A 15,539-nucleotide genomic window follows, 5' to 3' on the forward strand; every position below is an offset into this window, starting at 1 on the left:
TCAGTCCAATTCGAAGCGGCGCCGCCATTGGGCCTCGCCCTGACGCGGCTGCCTTTCCTTGCTGAGGATGAAATTCTCGACGACCAGGTAATCCATCTCGGTGCCCATGAAGCAACCGTAGGCGTCCTCGGGGCTTTCGACGATCGGCTCGCCCCGGACGTTGAAGGAGGTGTTGATCAGCATCGGACAGCCGGTCTTGGCCTCGAAGCGCCGCAAGAGCCGGTGAAAGCGCGGGTTGGTTTCGGCATGGACCGTCTGGAGCCGGGCCGAGTGGTCGACGTGGGTGACCGCCGGCACCACCGAGCGCGGAAGGCGGAGCTTGTCGATCCCGAAGAGATCCTTGCCGTCGGCCGGGATTCGCTTGTCGGGCCGGACCTCGGCGACCACCAGCATATAGGGGCTGGCGCCGTGGAATTCGAAATAGTCGCTCACCCGCTCGGCCAGCACCGCCGGCGCGAAGGGACGGAAAGACTCGCGCTGCTTGATCTTGAGGTTCATCGTCGACTGCATCCGGGAATCGCGGGCGTCGCCCAGGATGGAGCGGGCGCCCAAGGCCCGGGGGCCGAATTCCATCCGGCCTTGAAACCAACCCACCACCTTCCCGGCACCGAGCAAATCCGAAACCCGGTCGAGCAGCGCCTCCTCGGCGAGGACTTCATAGTCGGCGCCGAAGGCATCCAGAGTCAGGCGCACTTGATCGGACGAATAGCTCGGCCCCAAATAAGCGCCGGCCATCCGATCGCCGGCCGAGGGATCGCGGGGCCGATCGAGATGCTCATGCCAATAAGAAAGCGCGGCGCCGAGGGCCCCGCCGGCATCGCCGGCCGCCGGCTGAATCCAGAGGTCCCGGAACAGCCCTTCGCGGACGATCCGGCCATTGCAGACGCAATTGAGGGCGACGCCGCCGGCCAAGCAGAGCCGGTCCACTCCGTAGTCGGCCTTGGCATGGCGCAAGATCCGCAGCACCGTCTCCTCGGTGACCACCTGGATCGAGCGGGCCAGGTCCATCTCCCGCTGGGTCACCGGCGACTCGGGCTGGCGGGCCGGCCCGAACAAGGCGTCGAATTTCGGGCTGGTCATCCGGAGGCCGGTGGCGAAATCGAAATAATCCATGTCGAGGCGAAAGCTACCGTCGTCTTTCAGGTCGATCAGTTTCTCGAGGATGAGATCGACGTAATGGGGCTCGCCGTAGGGCGCGAGGCCCATCATCTTGTATTCGGCCGAGTTCACCTTGAAGCCGGTGTGGTAGGTGAAGGCCGAGTAAAGCAAGCCCAGCGAATGGGGAAAGCTCAGCTCCCGCTTCAGCTCGAGCCGCCCGCCCCTGCCCAGCCAGACCGATGAGGAAGTCCACTCGCCGACCCCGTCCAAGCAAAGCACCAGGGCCTCCGAAAAAGGGCTGGCGAAGAAGGCGCTGGCGGCGTGGGAGCGGTGATGCTCGGTGAAGAAAAGCGGCGGCAATTTTTTCACCGGCAGCTCGCCCAGCCGGCTCAGCTCCATTTTCAAGACCGATTTGAGGTAGAGCTTGTCCTTCAGCCAAACCGGCATGGCCTTGAGGAAGGAGGCGAAGCCACGGGGCGCGAAGCTCAAATAGGTTTCGAGCAGGCGCTCGAACTTGACCAGCGGCTTTTCGTAGAAAACCACGGCGTTGACTTGGTCTAAGCGGAGGCCGGCTTCATCCAGGCAGTAGCGAATCGCACATTCGGGAAAGCGGGCGTCATGGCGCTTGCGGGTGAAACGCTCCTCTTGAGCGGCGGCGAGGATCCGGCCGTCCCGAAGAAGGGCGGCGGCGCTGTCGTGGTAATAGCCGGAGATGCCGAGGACGACCCCGGTCAAAGGCTCTCGCTCTTGGCTTTGACGTTGCTCTTCACCCAATCGATGATCTCCTGGGTCGAGGATCCGGGCGTGAAAATCTCGGCCACGCCTTGCTTCTTGAGCTCTTGAATGTCGTCGTCCGGCACGATGCCGCCGCCGAAGACCAGGACGTCCTTCATGCCCTTCTCCTTCATCAGGCGGATGACCTCGGGGAAGACGTAGTTATGGGCGCCGGAAAGGATCGACAGGCTGACCGCATCGACGTCTTCCTGGATGGCGGTGTTGACGATCATCTCGGGGGTCTGGTGGAGGCCGGTATAGATGACCTCGAAGCCGGCGTCGCGGAAGGCCCGGGCGATGACCTTGGCGCCCCGGTCGTGGCCATCGAGACCGGGTTTGCCGACGAGAATGCGAAGTTTTCTTTCGGAAGCCATGATTCCCTCTTAAGAACCGAACGTGGCAGCCCCTACCTTAATTTTCCCGCCCAAGTCAAACCCGCCGCTTGGGACCGACCCAGGCCTCGATTTCGGGCATATAATGGTCGGCATCGCGATAAACGACGATCGGCGCCTCGACCTTGAGCTCCCGGGTCTTGGAGCGGACCGCTTCGACCATCACCAGGGTCGCCGGCCGGTCGCGGTAAGGATGGATATAAGCCATCCGAGCCACCTTGAGCTTGCGCCGGCTCAGCTCCAAGATCAACTCCTCCAGCCGGATCGGCGGGTACATCAGGCAGAAACGGCCCGCGGGCTTCATTAAATAAGCGCCGGCGTCGATTAAGTCGGACATGGCGCCCTCGATCTCATGCTTGCAGATCGCCTTGGAGCGGTCCGGCGGAACCTTGCCGCTTTCGGCCCGGCGATAGGGCGGATTGCTCAAAACCACCTGGAAGCTGTGGGGCTTCAGGATTTTCTTCACCCGCTTCCAGTTCTCGGTGAAGACCTCAAGCTTGTCCTTCACGCCAAGCTTGGCGGCATTTTGCAAGGCCAGCCGGGCCAGCGGCTCTTGGACTTCCACCGCCACCGCGTGGCGGGCTCCCCGCTTGGTCAGGGCCCAAAGGGCCAGCACGCCGACCCCCGAGCCCAGATCGCAGATCCGGTCCTCGGGACCGAGCTCGGCGAAGCGGGCCAGAAGCAGCGAATCGATGCCGTAGCGATAGCCTTTTTTGGGCTGGTCAAGGGGGATAAAATCGGTTTTATCTGACGGCGGCATCCCTTAAGCCGATAGCAGAGGGAATGCCGGAAGGAAAGCCCATGCTCAGCGAAGAGGAGTTCGAGGCGGTGGTCGACGAGGCCTTGGACGAGCTGCCGCCCGATCTGTCGGAGAAGATCCACAACGTCGACATTTTTATCGAAGACTACCCCAGCCGCGAGATCCAGGAAGAGATGGGCGTGAGCCGCCGCGGCCTGCTCGGCTTCTACACCGGCATTCCCCAGAATCACCGGGGCGCCTATTACGGCAATGTCCTGCCCGACCGCATCTACCTCTATAAGAAGAATCTCGAGTCGGTCTGCCACAGCCGCGAGGAGCTGAAGGACCAGATCCGCCGCACCGTCCTCCACGAGATCGGACACTACTTCGGCATCGACGACAAGCGGCTGCGGGAGCTGGGGTACTGATTGGACCTGCTCATCGACATGTTCCGCCGCGGCAACAAGGCCGACATCATGTGGTTCCTGGGCGGTGCTTGGCTCTTGCTTTTGTTCCTGGGGCTGGTGGTGGCGAAGGTTTGGAAAAGGATCCGGCGCGGGAAGCAAGTGCAGCCTTAAGCAAGCCGTCGATTCTAGGAGAAAGAGGCAAAGATCTTGCGATTCCCCCCCCTTGAAAAAGGGGGGATCAAGGGGGGATTTGAAGCGGTGGCACAAATCCCAACGCAGGTTCAGATGCCTGCCGCGGCTTTAAATCCCCCCTGCCCCCCTTTTTCAAAGGGGGGTAAGTTCCGCTCAGAATGACGGGCTACTACGCAAAATCATACAGCACCAGCCCGGTCAGCGGCTTGGGATAGAAGAAGGTCGATTTCTGCGGCATCTTCTCGCCGATGTCGATGGCCGCTTCGATCTGCTTCAGCTTGGTGGCGTTCATCAGGAAGCCGAAGGTCTGCTTCGACTCGGCCAAGGCGATCGCTTCCTTCCCATCCTTCACGTAGTGGATGTTGCCATATTCTTTCTGGGCTCCCTTGGAAACGCCGAGCAGCTCGGCCATCACCAGGTCGTGAAGAATGGTGACGTCGAGGTCGCGGATCGCGAAGTGGAGATGGTTCAGCGACTCGCTCTTCAGGAGCTTTTCGGCGTCGAAGGTCAGGATCTCGATCTTGCCGTCGTGGACCCAGCCCAGGGCATGCTCGCGCTCGCCTTCGTCCTCCAAATGAGCGATGGCCGCCTCGGCCTCGGCGGCGGCGAAGGTCTTGATCTTGGCGTATTCCGAAACCAGCTTCGAAAACAGCGCCGGCTCGACGTCGGGCCGCTGATCCAGCACCCGGTGGGTCGGCAGGACCACCAGGCCCGGATCTTCCAAGGCGCAGAGATACATCATCACATAATTGAAGGGCTCGTCGCCGCGATAGGCCGCGCCGAGCTTGGCCTTCTGCTCCTCGGCGAAGGCCAGGGCGGTCTCGTAGCGATGATGGCCGTCGGCGATCATCAGGGGCCGGTCATGGACCGCGCCCAGCAGCTTGGCGATGGCGGCCGCATCGTCGACCTGCCACAGCCGGTGCTCGTCGCCCTTGTCGTCGCGGATCTGAATGTCGGGCGCAGCCTGGCTCAAGGCCTCGAGCTGGACGCCGACCTCCTGCTTCGAATCCGGGAAAAGCGCGAAGATCGGCGAGAAGCTGGCATTGGTGGCCTGCATCAGCTTGAGCCGGTCGGCCTTGGGGCCGGGAAAGGTCTGCTCGTGGGGCTTTACGCCGCCCTCGGCGAAGCTCTCGACTTTCCTTCGGGCGATGAAGCCCTTACGGGTGAGGCGGCGGCCGTCGGGCAGCGAGTAAGTTTGGAAGTAAAGATAGACCGAGGGTTTGGCGTCGCGCTCCAGGATCCCCTTCTGCTTCCAGGTCGAGAAAGTATGCTGGGCCACCGCATAGCGGCTCAAGTCGGCCTCTTCCTTGGCCAAGTCGATGCGGACGACGTTGAAGGCGGAACGGGCGTAAAGCTTGTCCTGCAAGGCTGGATCGATGACGTCGTAGGGCGGCGCCATGACAGCGGCCAAATCGCCCGCCTTCTCGGGGTTGAAACGAAGTCCTGGAAAAGCTTCAATCTTGGTCATATTTTCTTTCGTAGGTCCGGCCCCCCTTTGAAAAAGGGGGGTTGGGGGGATTTTGCAGCGCCGTTTTATAAAAAATATTCGGCATAATGCAACGATCTTTAAATCCCCCCTACCCCCCCTTTTTCAAAGGGGGGAAAATTTTTTCCAAGTCGGCGAAGGGAATCTCTCCCTCTCGAATCAATTTCAAACTTTCATTCTCGACCTTCACCACGGTTGAGCCCTTCGAGGCCGGCAAATCGCCGCCGTTCAGCCAAGCCAGATCGGTGTCGCCGAAGTAGTCCCGAAGCTCGGCCGCTTTCGTCGCCGCCGGCTTGCCGCTCAAGTTGGCGCTGGTCGTCGTGATCGGAGCGCCGAAGTCCCGGACCAGCCGCTGTGCCAGCGAGTCGGAGCTCCAGCGAAGGCCGACATAGCCCCCCGCCGAGAGCAGCTTGGGCAAAAGCCCGGCCCGGGCCGGCAAGACCAAGGTCAAAGGCCCTGGTAAAAAATTATTGATTATTTTCAATATCTTATCATCTAAATCTACAACCAATGATTTCAATTCTTCCAGTCCCGAAACCAGCACCGAGACCGTCCGATCGGCTCCCCGTCCCTTGAGTGCGAAGAGCTTGTCCAGTGCCGCCTCCTGGCGGATGTCCACGCCCAATCCGTAGAAAGTTTCGGTGGGATAGGCCAGGGGCTCGCCCCGGCGCAAGGTTTCCAGGCCCTGCTGGAAATCGACTTCGCGCAATCAGAGGCTCTCGTTTTTGGCCAAGAGTTTCTCGGCGTTCTTGCGGCGCTGCTCCTCGAGCTTCTTGGCCAGCTCGGGCTGGCTCGCCGCCAAAATCTGCACCGCCAAAAATCCGGCATTCTTGGCGCCGGCCTTGCCGATCGCCACCGTCGCCACCGGGATTCCGGCCGGCATCTGGACGGTGGAAAGCAGCGAATCCATCCCGCCCAGCGGCGAAGCGTCGAGCGGAACGCCGATCACCGGCTTCACCGTCTTCGAGGCGACCGCGCCGGCCAGATGGGCCGCCATTCCGGCCGCCGCGACGTAAACTTTCAGCCCGCGGCCTTCGGCTTCCTTCATATAGGCGGCCAGGGCTTCCGGCGTCCGGTGGGCCGAGAGGACCCGGAGCTCGCTGACGAGGCCGAATTCCTTCAGCACCTCCTGGCAAGCTTTCATGGTTTCGAGATCGCTGTCGCTACCCATCAGGATGGCGACATCCAAAGTGGATTTCGTGGACGTCATGGACTTTCCTTAATTTTGACGGCTCGGGTCATGAGGTAATCCTGCCGCATCTGGTTTTCCTCGAAATATTCGGCGGCCAAAGCCTCATATTGGCGCCGAAATTCGGCGAGCTTTTCCGGGTCCGAGGCCGAGAGCGTTTCGACCAATCGGACGATGGGGCCGGCGGTTCGCTCGATCATGGCCCGAAAATGCTGGGGGCTGAGCGCCGGGATCGTCATGCGGCCCACGTCGAATTCAATCCGGCTCACCGCCGAGCCGAGACGCTGGCGAATGATCTCGGGAACGCCCCATAAGGGCGGCGGGGCGATGCCGGCCGGCAAGGGCGGCAGATAAGCGCCGGCCAAGAGGAAACCCCGTCCGACGAAGAACTCCGGCGGCCAAGTCGAGAAGGCGAGGATTCCGCCCGGCTTCAGCACCCGGAGCATCTCGGCCACCGCCACTTCGGGACGGGGAGCGAACATGTGGCCATATTGGCTGAGGACCACGTCGAAGCCGGCGTCTTGGTAAGGCAAAGCTTCGACGTCGCCTTGCCGCCAATCGACCTCGACTTCGGCGATGCGGGAATTTTCCCGGGCGAACTCGAGCAAGTGGGGTGTCAAGTCGATCCCGGAAACTTGAGCTCCCGATCGGGCGGCGGTCACCGCCACCACGCCGGTTCCGCAAGCGACGTCCAAGACCCGCTGGCCGGCTTTCACCCCGGCGAACTTCACCAAGCGCGCCGCCGGAACCGCTGAAAAAACCCCGAGCGGCGCGAAGTGAGCCCACCTCAGCTTTTGCTCTTCCTTGAAAGACGCTAATGGATCCATGGCCGTCGAACCTATCATCGGACCTGATTTCGTCAATCCGAATCCGCTGGCCTGAGCGCGGCTAGCCCCGCTTCAAGCCTCGAGCCGCGATGTCCTTGCGGTAATGCATGCCGGAAAAGGAGATCTTCGAAACCGCGGCATAGGCCTGCTTCACCGCCGCCGCCAAGTTTTCGCCCAGGGCGGTAACGGTGAGGACCCGGCCGCCATTGGTCGTCCAGCGGCCGTCCTGCCGGGCGGTGCCGGCGTGGAAGACCGCGGCCTCGGCGCCGGCTTGGTCCAAGCCGCGGATCTCGTCGCCCTTGCGCGGATTCGCCGGATAACCCGAAGCGGCGAGGACGACGCAGACCGCGCTGCCCGGCTTCCAGCGCGGCTTGGCCTCGGCCAGCCGGCCCTCGAGCGCGGCCTCGAAGAGCTCGATCCAATCGCTGTCCAGCCGCGGCAAGAGCACTTCGGCCTCGGGATCGCCGAAACGGACGTTGTATTCCAAAACATAGGGCTTGCCGCGACAGATCATCAGCCCGGCATAGAGCACGCCGGTGAAGGGCCTCCCCTCCTCGCGCATCCCGGCCAAGGTCGGAGCGATGATCGTACGCAGGATCTCTTTCGACAAGGCCTCGTCCATCACCGGCGCCGGCGAGTAGGCGCCCATCCCGCCGGTGTTGGGACCTTGATCGCCGTCGTTCAGACGCTTGTGGTCTTGGGAGGAAGCCAGGGCCAGGCCTTGGACGCCGTCGCAGAGCACCATGTAGGAGAGCTCTTCGCCGTCGAGAAACTCCTCGATCAGGAGTTGGTAATCGCCGAACTCCTTCTGCACCAAGATGCGCTCGACGCCGTCCAAGGCTTCTTCCAAGTTGAGCGGAATCAGGACACCCTTGCCCGCGGCCAAGCCGTCGGCCTTGAGGACCCAGCGGGTCGCGGCATTGTCGCGAAGGAATTTCTTCGCGGCCTCGGCCTCGGTGAAGACCTGGTAGCGGGCGGTGGGAATTTTGTATTTTTTCAAAAAATCCTTGGTGAAGACCTTGCTGGCCTCGAGGACGGCGGCGTCTTTCTTGGGACCGAAGGCCTTGAGTCCGGCGGCTTGGAAGGCATCGACCACGCCCTGGGTGAGGGGAACTTCCGGTCCGACCAGCGCCAAGTCGATTTTTTCCTTCTTGGCCAGCTCGACGAGGCCGGGGACGTCGGCGGCGGCCACCGCCACGCAACGGGCATCCTGGGCGATGCCGGGATTGCCCGGTGCGGCCAGGACCTCGGTGACCTTGGGGGATTTCTTGGCGGCTTGGACCAGGGCATGCTCGCGGCCACCCGATCCGATGACGAGAATTTTCATGGGGGAATGGCTAGAAGAAAATTTCCCTTGTGGCAAGCCCGGCCTCAAGCTAGCGTCCCTCCATGTCTACACCCGTCCGGGCCGAAAAAGCCTTCCAGTTATTGACCGAGCTCAACGAAATCGACGTCGCCCAGTACCAGGAAATCCTCAAGGATCGCCTGGGCCCGGAAATCCTCGCCGTCTTCGAAAGCTATTGCCGGGAAATCATGCCCGAAGAAGACAACGACGAAGTGCTGGGCACCCTCGTCCACCTGATGATCACCGGCTTCCTGATCAGCGCCAATGAAGACAAGCCGGTTTTCGGCTCCAAGATCCTCACCGAATAGCTGAAAAAATCTTTTTGCGATCTTACCCCCCTTTGAAAAAGGGGGGCTGGGGGATTTGAAGCCATGGCCAAGCAATGAGGTCCGATTTACAGGCTTTTTTCTTCCAGCGACCGCTTGAAATCCCCCTTAATCCCCCTTTTTCAAAGGGGGAATTCATCAATGCCGGAAATGCCGCATGTCGGTGAAGAGCATCGCCATGCCGTGCTCGTCGGCGGCGGCGATGACTTCCTCGTCCCGGACCGAGCCGCCGGGCTGGATCACCGCGGTCACGCCGTGGCGGGCGGCCTCGTCGAGGCCGTCGCGGAAAGGAAAGAAGGCGTCGGAGCCGACGACCGTGCCCTTGAGCGGCGTCGCGGCCTTGAGCGCCGCGATCTTGACCGAATCGACCCGGCTCATCTGGCCGGCGCCGATGCCGACGGTCCGGTCTTCGTGACAGAAGACGATGGCATTGCTCTTGACGTGCTTGGCCACCTTCCAGGCGAAGTCGAGGGCCTTCAGCTCGGCCGCGGTCGGTTGGCGCTTCGTGACGACTTTGGCTTCAGCCGCCGGCAGCATCGCGGTGTCGCGGTCCTGGACCAACAATCCGCCGACCACCTTCCGCAAGTCGAAGCCGCCGATCTCGTAACGCCGGATCGGCAGGGTCTTGAGCAGGCGTAGGTTTTTCTTCTGCTGGAGAATCTCCAAGGCCTCGGGCTCGTAATCGGGGGCGATGACCGCCTCGAAGAAGGTCTTGCCGATCTCCTCGGCCGCGGCCTTGGTGAGGCCGCGGTTGAAGGCGATGATCCCGCCGAAGGCGCTGACCTCGTCGCAGGCCTTGGCCTTGAGGAAGGCTTCGGCCACGTCGCCCGAGCTGGTCGCCACCCCGCAGGGGTTGGAATGCTTGACGATGCAACAGGCCGCCAGCTCGAACTCCTTCACCGTCTCCAGCGCCCCGTCCAAATCCATGATGTTGTTGAAGGAGAGCTCCTTGCCGTGCAGTTGGCGGGCGTTGCCGACGCAGGGCTCGTCGCGCCAGCCCTCGGAGTAGTAGGCCGCCCGCTGGTGGGGGTTTTCGCCATAGCGCAGGTCGAAGATCTTGCGGTACTGGAGGTTGAGCATGCCGCCGAACTTCTCGCGCTCGATCGGCTCCGCCGGTGCCTGGAGCGAGGTGAGGAAATTGCTGATCGCCCCGTCGTAGGCCGCGCAGGCGCTGAAGACCTTGGTCGCCAGCTCGAAGCGCAGCTCGCGGCTCGTCTCCATGCCATTGTTCTCCAGCTCCAGCTTGAGCTTGCCATAGTCGGCTGAGTCGACCAGCACCGTCACGTCCTCGAAGTTCTTGGCCGCCGCCCGGAGCATGCTGGGGCCGCCGATGTCGATGTTCTCAATCGCCTCCTCGAAGCGGACGCCGGGCTTGGCCACGGTCTGGGCGAAGGGATAGAGGTTCACCACCACCAGGTCGATGGGCTTGATGCCCTGGCCAGCCATGGCCTTTTGGTGCTCGGGGTTTTTGCGGATATTGAGGATGCCGCCGTGGATCTTGGGATGAAGGGTCTTGACTCGGCCGTCCATCATCTCGGGAAAGCCGGTGTAGTCGCCGATCGGGATGACCTTGAGGCCGCTTTCCCGGAGCAGCTTCTCGGTGCCGCCGGTGGAAAGTATCTCGACGCCGCGATCGGCCAAATAACGGGCCAGTTCGACGATGCCGGTTTTGTCGGAGACGCTGAGCAGCGCCCGCTGAATTTTTGCCATGATTAAACCTTTACCTGTAGCCTGTCATTCCGAGGACCCGAAGGGCCGAGGAATCTCATACCTCCTTGGTGGGTATGAGATCCCTCGCTACGCTCGGGATGACAGGCCTTCGGCCTGTCACCTAGCTAAACTGGCCGTCCCCAGCAAGCTCTTGATGTCCTCGTCGGTGAAGCGCACGCCGGCGCCGAAAAACCAGTCGGGATCGTGCTCCTTCGAGATGAAGTCGTCGACGCCGGCCACGAAGAAGAGCGAGCGGGTCAAGTTGAGCTGGGTCAGGAACTTGAGATGCGGCCGGTCGGCGCTGAAATCGAAGGCCGAGAATTGCAGCCCCACCGGCCCCTTGTTGTAATCGATGCCGAAGCCGCCGGTCGACTCGATCAAGCCGCCGCGGACGATGAAGTCCTGGAATTGCTTGCCGAGCTGGGCCGAGAACCGAATTTTGTTGAAATCCTGGGTTTCGGTGGTGACCACGCTGCTGATCCCGCCGGAGGTGGTGACGGTGGTGATCTGGGTCTTCTCCGAGGGCGAGGGGTTGGGATCGTGCACGACCTCGAAGAGGAAGAATTTGTCGGGCCGAGTCTGGAACTTGAGGCCGACGTAGTTCTTCACGTCGCCGGTCTCGCCCAAGTACTCCATATGGTACATGAGCTCGGTCTGGATCCGGCGGACGCCGTCGGTCAAGCCGGAGATGTTCTCCAAGATCTCGTTGGTCTTCTCGACGGTGGTCGGGTCGTTGAGCAATTTGCCGATGCTGCCCTGGCCGTCGTTGACCTTGCCGGTGATCTCGTTGATCCGGTTCAGCGCGACGTCGATGTCCTCCGAGGAAGAGGACGACAGCCGGCGCAGGTCGTCGGTCAAGGCCCGCATGTTGGCGACGATCGCTTCGAGGTTGGCGTTGTTGTTGACGCTGAACTTGGCCATTTGGCCGGTCAGGGTCTGCATGTTCTTGAGGATCTCCGCGGTGTAGGACTTTTCGGAGACGGTGTAATCCTTCAGGGCGGTGGTGATTTCCTTGAGATCCACCGTCAGGGAAGAAAGATCGCGAACCAATTGCTGGTAATCGGCCGGCGTCTTGACCCGCTGGACGGTGCCGCCCTCGGGGATGGCCAAGGCGCCCTCCCGGCCCGGGAAAATCTCGATGTAAGTGTCGCCGAGCACGCCGCGGGTTCGGACTTCGGCTTCGACGTCGTCGCCGAGCTTGACGTCCTTCTTGAGCTCGATCTCGACCTTGGCCCGGGAATCGGGAGTCAGCTCGACGTTGCTGACCCGCCCCACCGGGATGCCCGCCACTTGGACCGGCGTCTTGACGGCCACGCCCTCGGCATTGTCCATGAAGGTGTAAATCTTGTACGTTCCGCGGGTGAAGCCGAGCTGGCTGACGTCGATCGTGATGTAGGCCAGGATCGCGATCGCGAGAATCACGAAGACGCCGACCCTAGCCTCTGTCGAAAACCTGCGCTTCATCCAATAAAGTCCTTATCGGCCTTGCCTTGCAGAAAGCTCTGGATCCAGGGATCCTTCGATTCTTGAAACACTTTCGGCGGCCCCTCCTCCAAGATCCGGCCCTCGTGGAGCATCGCGACCTTGTCCGCCATCTTCATCGTGGAGGCGATGTCGTGGCTGACCACCACCGACGTCAGGCCAAATCCTTTCTGGGTTTCCATGATCAAATTGTCAATGGAATCCGTCAAGATAGGGTCCAAACCGGTGGTCGGCTCATCGTACAGGATGATCTCGGGGTCGAGCATCAGGGCCCGAGCCAATCCGACCCGCTTGCGCATGCCGCCGGAGAGCTCGCTCGGCATCTTGTGGCCGATGTCCTTGAGGCCGACCCGGCAGAGCTTTTCCTCGACCTTGGCCCGAATTTCCTCCTCGTCCAATTCGGTGTGCTCGCGAAGGGGGAAGGCGACGTTGTCCAGCACGTTCATCGAGTCGAAGAGCGCCGCGTTTTGGAAGAGCATGCCGAATTTCTTGCGGAGCTCGTTTTGGCCGGGACCGGAAAGGTCGAAAAATTCCTGACCCTCGATCTTGACTTGGCCCTCGTCGGGCTGGACCAGCCCGATCATGGTCTTGAGCAGGACGCTCTTGCCCTCGCCGGAGCGGCCGATGATGACGGTGATTTGGCCGCGCGGAATGTCGAGGTTGAGCCCGTTCAAGACCTTCTGAGGCCCGAAGGACTTGTGCAGGTCCTGAAGCTGGATCACCGCCGATTTTTCGGCCTTCGCCATAAAGCCCCTAGTCGGGAAATAGTTGTAGCAGCCAAGTCGCCAAGAAATAGTTGGCGACCAAAACCGTCACCGAGCCGGCCACCACCGCTTCGGTCGTGCTCCGCCCCACTCCTTCGGCGCCGTTTTTGGTGTGGTAGCCCTTGTAACAGGCGATCAGGCTGATCACGAAGCCGAAGACCACGCCCTTGATCAGGCCCTGGTAGAAATCGTCGGGCTCGACCAGCAATTGGTAACGGTACAAGTAAGGACCCTCGGGGATCTGGAGGAGATAAATCGAGACCAAGTAGGAGCCGAGCAGGCCGAGGGCGTTGAAGACCCCGACCAAGAGCGGCACCATCACGGTGGTCGCGATCACTCGCGGCACCACCAAATAGTTGACCGGGTGAACCGCCATGCTGCGGAGGGCGTCGATCTGCTCGGTCACCCCCATCGTCCCGATCTCGGCGGCCATGGCACTCCCGGCCCGGGCAACGATCATCAGGGCAGTGAAAACCGGCGCCAGCTCCCGCGAAAGGGCGATGCCGACGGTCGAGCCGACCAGGCTTTCGGCGTTGAAGAGGCGGAAGGCCGAGCCGGTCTGGAGGGCGAAGACCATGCCGGCAAAGAGACCGACCAAGGCGATGATCAGGGTCGAGTTGACGCCGATCTTCTGCATCTCTCGAATGAGCACCCGGACGTGGAAGGGCCCGATGAAAGTCCAGCGCACGGCGTCGATCGAAAAATAGACGAAGCGCCCCAGGCCTTGAATCGATTTGGTGAAGGGCCGCCCGAACTGAACCAGTACCCGGTTCAAATCGGGGTTCTTCTCGAAGAAGTCTCGCAGCGCTTGAATCAAGCCTCACCCTTCATAGACGCGGGGCACCCGGGGCCCGACCGCGCAGAACAGTTCATAGGAGATCGTCCCGGCCCATTCGGCGACCTCTTCGGCCCGCAGCTCCGGGCCCCAGAGCGTGACCCGATCCCCGAGCTTGGCTTCGGGCAGGTCGGTCACGTCGATCATCGTGAAATCCATGCAGACCCGGCCGGCCACCGGCGCCCGCCGGCCGTTCACTAAGACTTGGCCGCGATTGCTGAGGTGCCGGAGATAGCCGTCGGCATAGCCCACCGGCAGGATCGCAATCCGGCTGGTCCGGGCCGCGGTCCAAGTGCCGCCGTAGCTGACCGCGGTGCCGGCCGGAACGGTCTTCAAGCTGACGATCCGGGTTTCGAAGCTCATCACCGGTTTCAGGCGCCGGCCGGCTTCCAGCCGCGGATGGGGATTGGCGCCGTAGAGCATGAGGCCGGGCCGGGCCCAATCGTATTCCGGCCCCTTCCCCTCCAAGATCGCGGCGCTCAAGGCGACATGGTAAATTTTCGCTTCGGGTCGCGCCCGCTTGAGCTCCGCCGCCGCGGCGGCGAAGCGGGCGAATTGCTCGGCGGTGGGACCTTGGGAGGTCGCATCGGCCTGGGCCAAATGGGTCAGCACGCCTTCCAATTTCAATTGGGGTGCGGCCGCCAAGGCTTCCAGCATCTTCGGCAGCTCGGCCGGCAACACGCCGAGCCGGGTCATCCCGGTATCGATCTTGAGGTGGACCGGCAGCTCGCCTTGGCTGCCGGCTTCGAGGCGGCGAACTTGCTCGATCTCGTAGAGCACCGGCGTCAAGCGGTGGCGGCGCAGCTCCTCGCCCGAAGCCTCGAAGGGGCCGCCGAAAATGAGGATCGGCGAGACGAGACCGGCCTCGCGCAGCTCGATGCCCTCCTCGGGCGTGGCGACGCCCAAGGCCACCGCGCCCGCCGATTCCAAGGTCCGGGCCACCGGCACCGCGCCGTGGCCATAAGCGTCGGCTTTCACCACGCCGAGAAGCAGGGTCTTGGGACCGACCAATTCCTTGGCCAAGGCGAAATTTTCGCGCAGCGCCTTCAGGTCGATGCGCGCCACCGTGGGCCGGAAAGGGTTTGAAAGGCCTGGGCTATTCATGTAAACCCCATAGCCCAACACCCTAAGCCCAGCAACCTCTATGAAAATCACCAGCATCGGCCACGGAACCTGCCTCCTCGAGATCGGCGACCAAGTCTTTTTGACCGATCCCTGCTTTTCGGAGCGGCTCCTCTTTTTCTTCCCCCGGCGCCGCAAGGCCGGCCTCTCGCCGATGGAATTGCCCCCGCTTTCGGCCATCCTGGTCAGCCACGCTCACTACGACCACCTCGACGTCTTCAGCTACAAGTTCTTCAAGACCGAGGTCCCGATTATCGTCCCCGAAGGGCTCGGCGGCTTCGTGGCTCGATTTCTGCCCAATCCGGTGGTTGAAATCCCCGCCGGCGGCAAACACCTCCACCGGGGAGTCGAGATCCACGCTCAGCCGGTCAAGCACCACGGCTGTCGCTGGATGCCCTGGCGTTGGCGGGCCGCGGCGGCTTTCGTGCTGAAATCTCCGCAAGAATCGGTTTATTTCTGCGGCGACAGCGGCTACGGCGAACAATTCCGCAAGACCGGCGAAAAATTCTCGCTCGATGCCGCCCTCCTCCCCATCGGCGGCTCCCAGCCGCGGTGGCTGACCCGTCACTCCAAGCTGAGCCCCGATGAAGCCTTGGAGGCCTTCCGCGATCTTAAGGCCAAGAAGATGGTCCCGATCGATTGGGGAGTCTTCGACTTCTTCGGCGAGGGCATCGACACGGCCGAGAAGCGAATGGCGGAGTTGATCCGGGAGAAGAAACTCGAGGACCGGGTGCAGATCCTGCAGCCGGGGAAGTCATGGATTCCCCCCTTTGAAAAAGGGGGGCCAGGGGGGATTTAAAGACGCAACGAATTCATCACTTCGGAATTCTTGCTACCAATGGCCGCTCTAA

Annotated in this window: 17 protein-coding genes; 4 read left to right on the plus strand and 13 right to left on the minus strand. The window is 62.1% G+C overall.

Features of this window, described 5'->3' with window-relative positions; translation table 11 throughout:
• Genes VJR29_14690 through VJR29_14700 form a run of 3 tightly spaced genes read right to left on the minus strand, consistent with a single transcriptional unit; the run spans nt 1 to nt 3,024 of the window.
• Nucleotides 1-1,833, minus strand: coding sequence for a carbamoyltransferase (locus tag VJR29_14690; GenBank protein HKY64650.1), 1,833 nt, complete (start codon nt 1,831-1,833; stop codon nt 1-3).
• A complete protein-coding gene (locus VJR29_14695; protein HKY64651.1) occupies nt 1,830-2,246 on the minus strand; it encodes a cobalamin B12-binding domain-containing protein in 417 nt (138 codons plus the stop codon). Before VJR29_14695 ends, VJR29_14690 begins: the two co-directional genes overlap by 4 nt.
• Before the next feature lie 55 nt (nt 2,247-2,301).
• Nucleotides 2,302-3,024 carry a methyltransferase gene (locus VJR29_14700; protein HKY64652.1) on the minus strand — a complete coding sequence of 241 codons (723 nt, stop codon included), beginning with the start codon at nt 3,022-3,024 and terminating at the stop codon, nt 2,302-2,304.
• A 41-nt stretch (nt 3,025-3,065) separates the two neighbouring features.
• Here VJR29_14700 and VJR29_14705 point away from each other — a divergent pair, with 41 nt between their 5' ends.
• Nucleotides 3,066-3,431 carry a metallopeptidase family protein gene (locus tag VJR29_14705; GenBank protein ID HKY64653.1) on the plus strand — a complete coding sequence of 122 codons (366 nt, stop codon included), beginning with the start codon at nt 3,066-3,068 and terminating at the stop codon, nt 3,429-3,431.
• Complete coding sequence (locus VJR29_14710) at nt 3,432-3,581, plus strand: hypothetical protein (GenBank protein HKY64654.1); 150 nt, start codon at nt 3,432-3,434, stop codon at nt 3,579-3,581. It abuts the gene before it with no gap.
• A 190-nt stretch (nt 3,582-3,771) separates the two neighbouring features.
• Here VJR29_14710 and VJR29_14715 read toward each other — a convergent pair whose 3' ends face one another.
• The 5 genes from VJR29_14715 to purD form a co-directional block, all read right to left on the minus strand.
• On the minus strand, nt 3,772-5,070 hold the full coding sequence (locus VJR29_14715; GenBank protein HKY64655.1) for a DUF1015 domain-containing protein: 1,299 nt from the start codon (nt 5,068-5,070) through the stop codon (nt 3,772-3,774).
• A 109-nt stretch (nt 5,071-5,179) separates the two neighbouring features.
• Entirely contained in the window at nt 5,180-5,797 is a 618-nt protein-coding gene (locus VJR29_14720; protein ID HKY64656.1) for an L-threonylcarbamoyladenylate synthase, read from the minus strand.
• Nucleotides 5,798-6,298 (minus strand): 5-(carboxyamino)imidazole ribonucleotide mutase, encoded by a 501-nt coding sequence (gene purE, locus VJR29_14725; protein ID HKY64657.1) that lies wholly within the window; start codon nt 6,296-6,298, stop codon nt 5,798-5,800.
• Nucleotides 6,295-7,104: a class I SAM-dependent methyltransferase gene (locus VJR29_14730; GenBank protein HKY64658.1), complete on the minus strand. Its 810-nt coding sequence runs from the start codon at nt 7,102-7,104 to the stop codon at nt 6,295-6,297. Before VJR29_14730 ends, purE begins: the two co-directional genes overlap by 4 nt.
• Nucleotides 7,105-7,165: 61 nt before the next feature.
• On the minus strand, nt 7,166-8,431 hold the full coding sequence (gene purD, locus VJR29_14735; GenBank protein ID HKY64659.1) for a phosphoribosylamine--glycine ligase: 1,266 nt from the start codon (nt 8,429-8,431) through the stop codon (nt 7,166-7,168).
• Between the two features lie 62 nt (nt 8,432-8,493).
• Between purD and VJR29_14740 the strand changes: the two genes are divergently transcribed.
• Entirely contained in the window at nt 8,494-8,757 is a 264-nt protein-coding gene (locus tag VJR29_14740) for a hypothetical protein (protein ID HKY64660.1), read from the plus strand.
• 156 nt (nt 8,758-8,913) lie between these two features.
• Here VJR29_14740 and purH read toward each other — a convergent pair whose 3' ends face one another.
• The 5 genes from purH to alr form a co-directional block, all read right to left on the minus strand.
• Nucleotides 8,914-10,485: a bifunctional phosphoribosylaminoimidazolecarboxamide formyltransferase/IMP cyclohydrolase gene (gene purH / locus VJR29_14745; protein HKY64661.1), complete on the minus strand. Its 1,572-nt coding sequence runs from the start codon at nt 10,483-10,485 to the stop codon at nt 8,914-8,916.
• A 117-nt stretch (nt 10,486-10,602) separates the two neighbouring features.
• Nucleotides 10,603-11,949, minus strand: a complete 1,347-nt coding sequence (locus VJR29_14750; GenBank protein HKY64662.1) for an MlaD family protein — start codon at nt 11,947-11,949, stop codon at nt 10,603-10,605.
• Nucleotides 11,946-12,713 (minus strand): ABC transporter ATP-binding protein, encoded by a 768-nt coding sequence (locus tag VJR29_14755; protein ID HKY64663.1) that lies wholly within the window; start codon nt 12,711-12,713, stop codon nt 11,946-11,948. Before VJR29_14755 ends, VJR29_14750 begins: the two co-directional genes overlap by 4 nt.
• Before the next feature lie 7 nt (nt 12,714-12,720).
• Nucleotides 12,721-13,548, minus strand: a complete 828-nt coding sequence (locus VJR29_14760) for an ABC transporter permease (protein ID HKY64664.1) — start codon at nt 13,546-13,548, stop codon at nt 12,721-12,723.
• A 3-nt stretch (nt 13,549-13,551) separates the two neighbouring features.
• Nucleotides 13,552-14,670 (minus strand): alanine racemase, encoded by a 1,119-nt coding sequence (alr, locus tag VJR29_14765; GenBank protein ID HKY64665.1) that lies wholly within the window; start codon nt 14,668-14,670, stop codon nt 13,552-13,554.
• A gap of 40 nt (nt 14,671-14,710) precedes the next feature.
• Here alr and VJR29_14770 point away from each other — a divergent pair, with 40 nt between their 5' ends.
• Nucleotides 14,711-15,487, plus strand: a complete 777-nt coding sequence (locus VJR29_14770; GenBank protein HKY64666.1) for an MBL fold metallo-hydrolase — start codon at nt 14,711-14,713, stop codon at nt 15,485-15,487.
• Nucleotides 15,488-15,539 lie beyond the last annotated feature (52 nt).

The organism is bacterium, from assembly GCA_035281585.1.
Classification (GTDB): domain Bacteria; phylum UBA10199; class UBA10199; order DSSB01; family DSSB01; genus DATEDP01.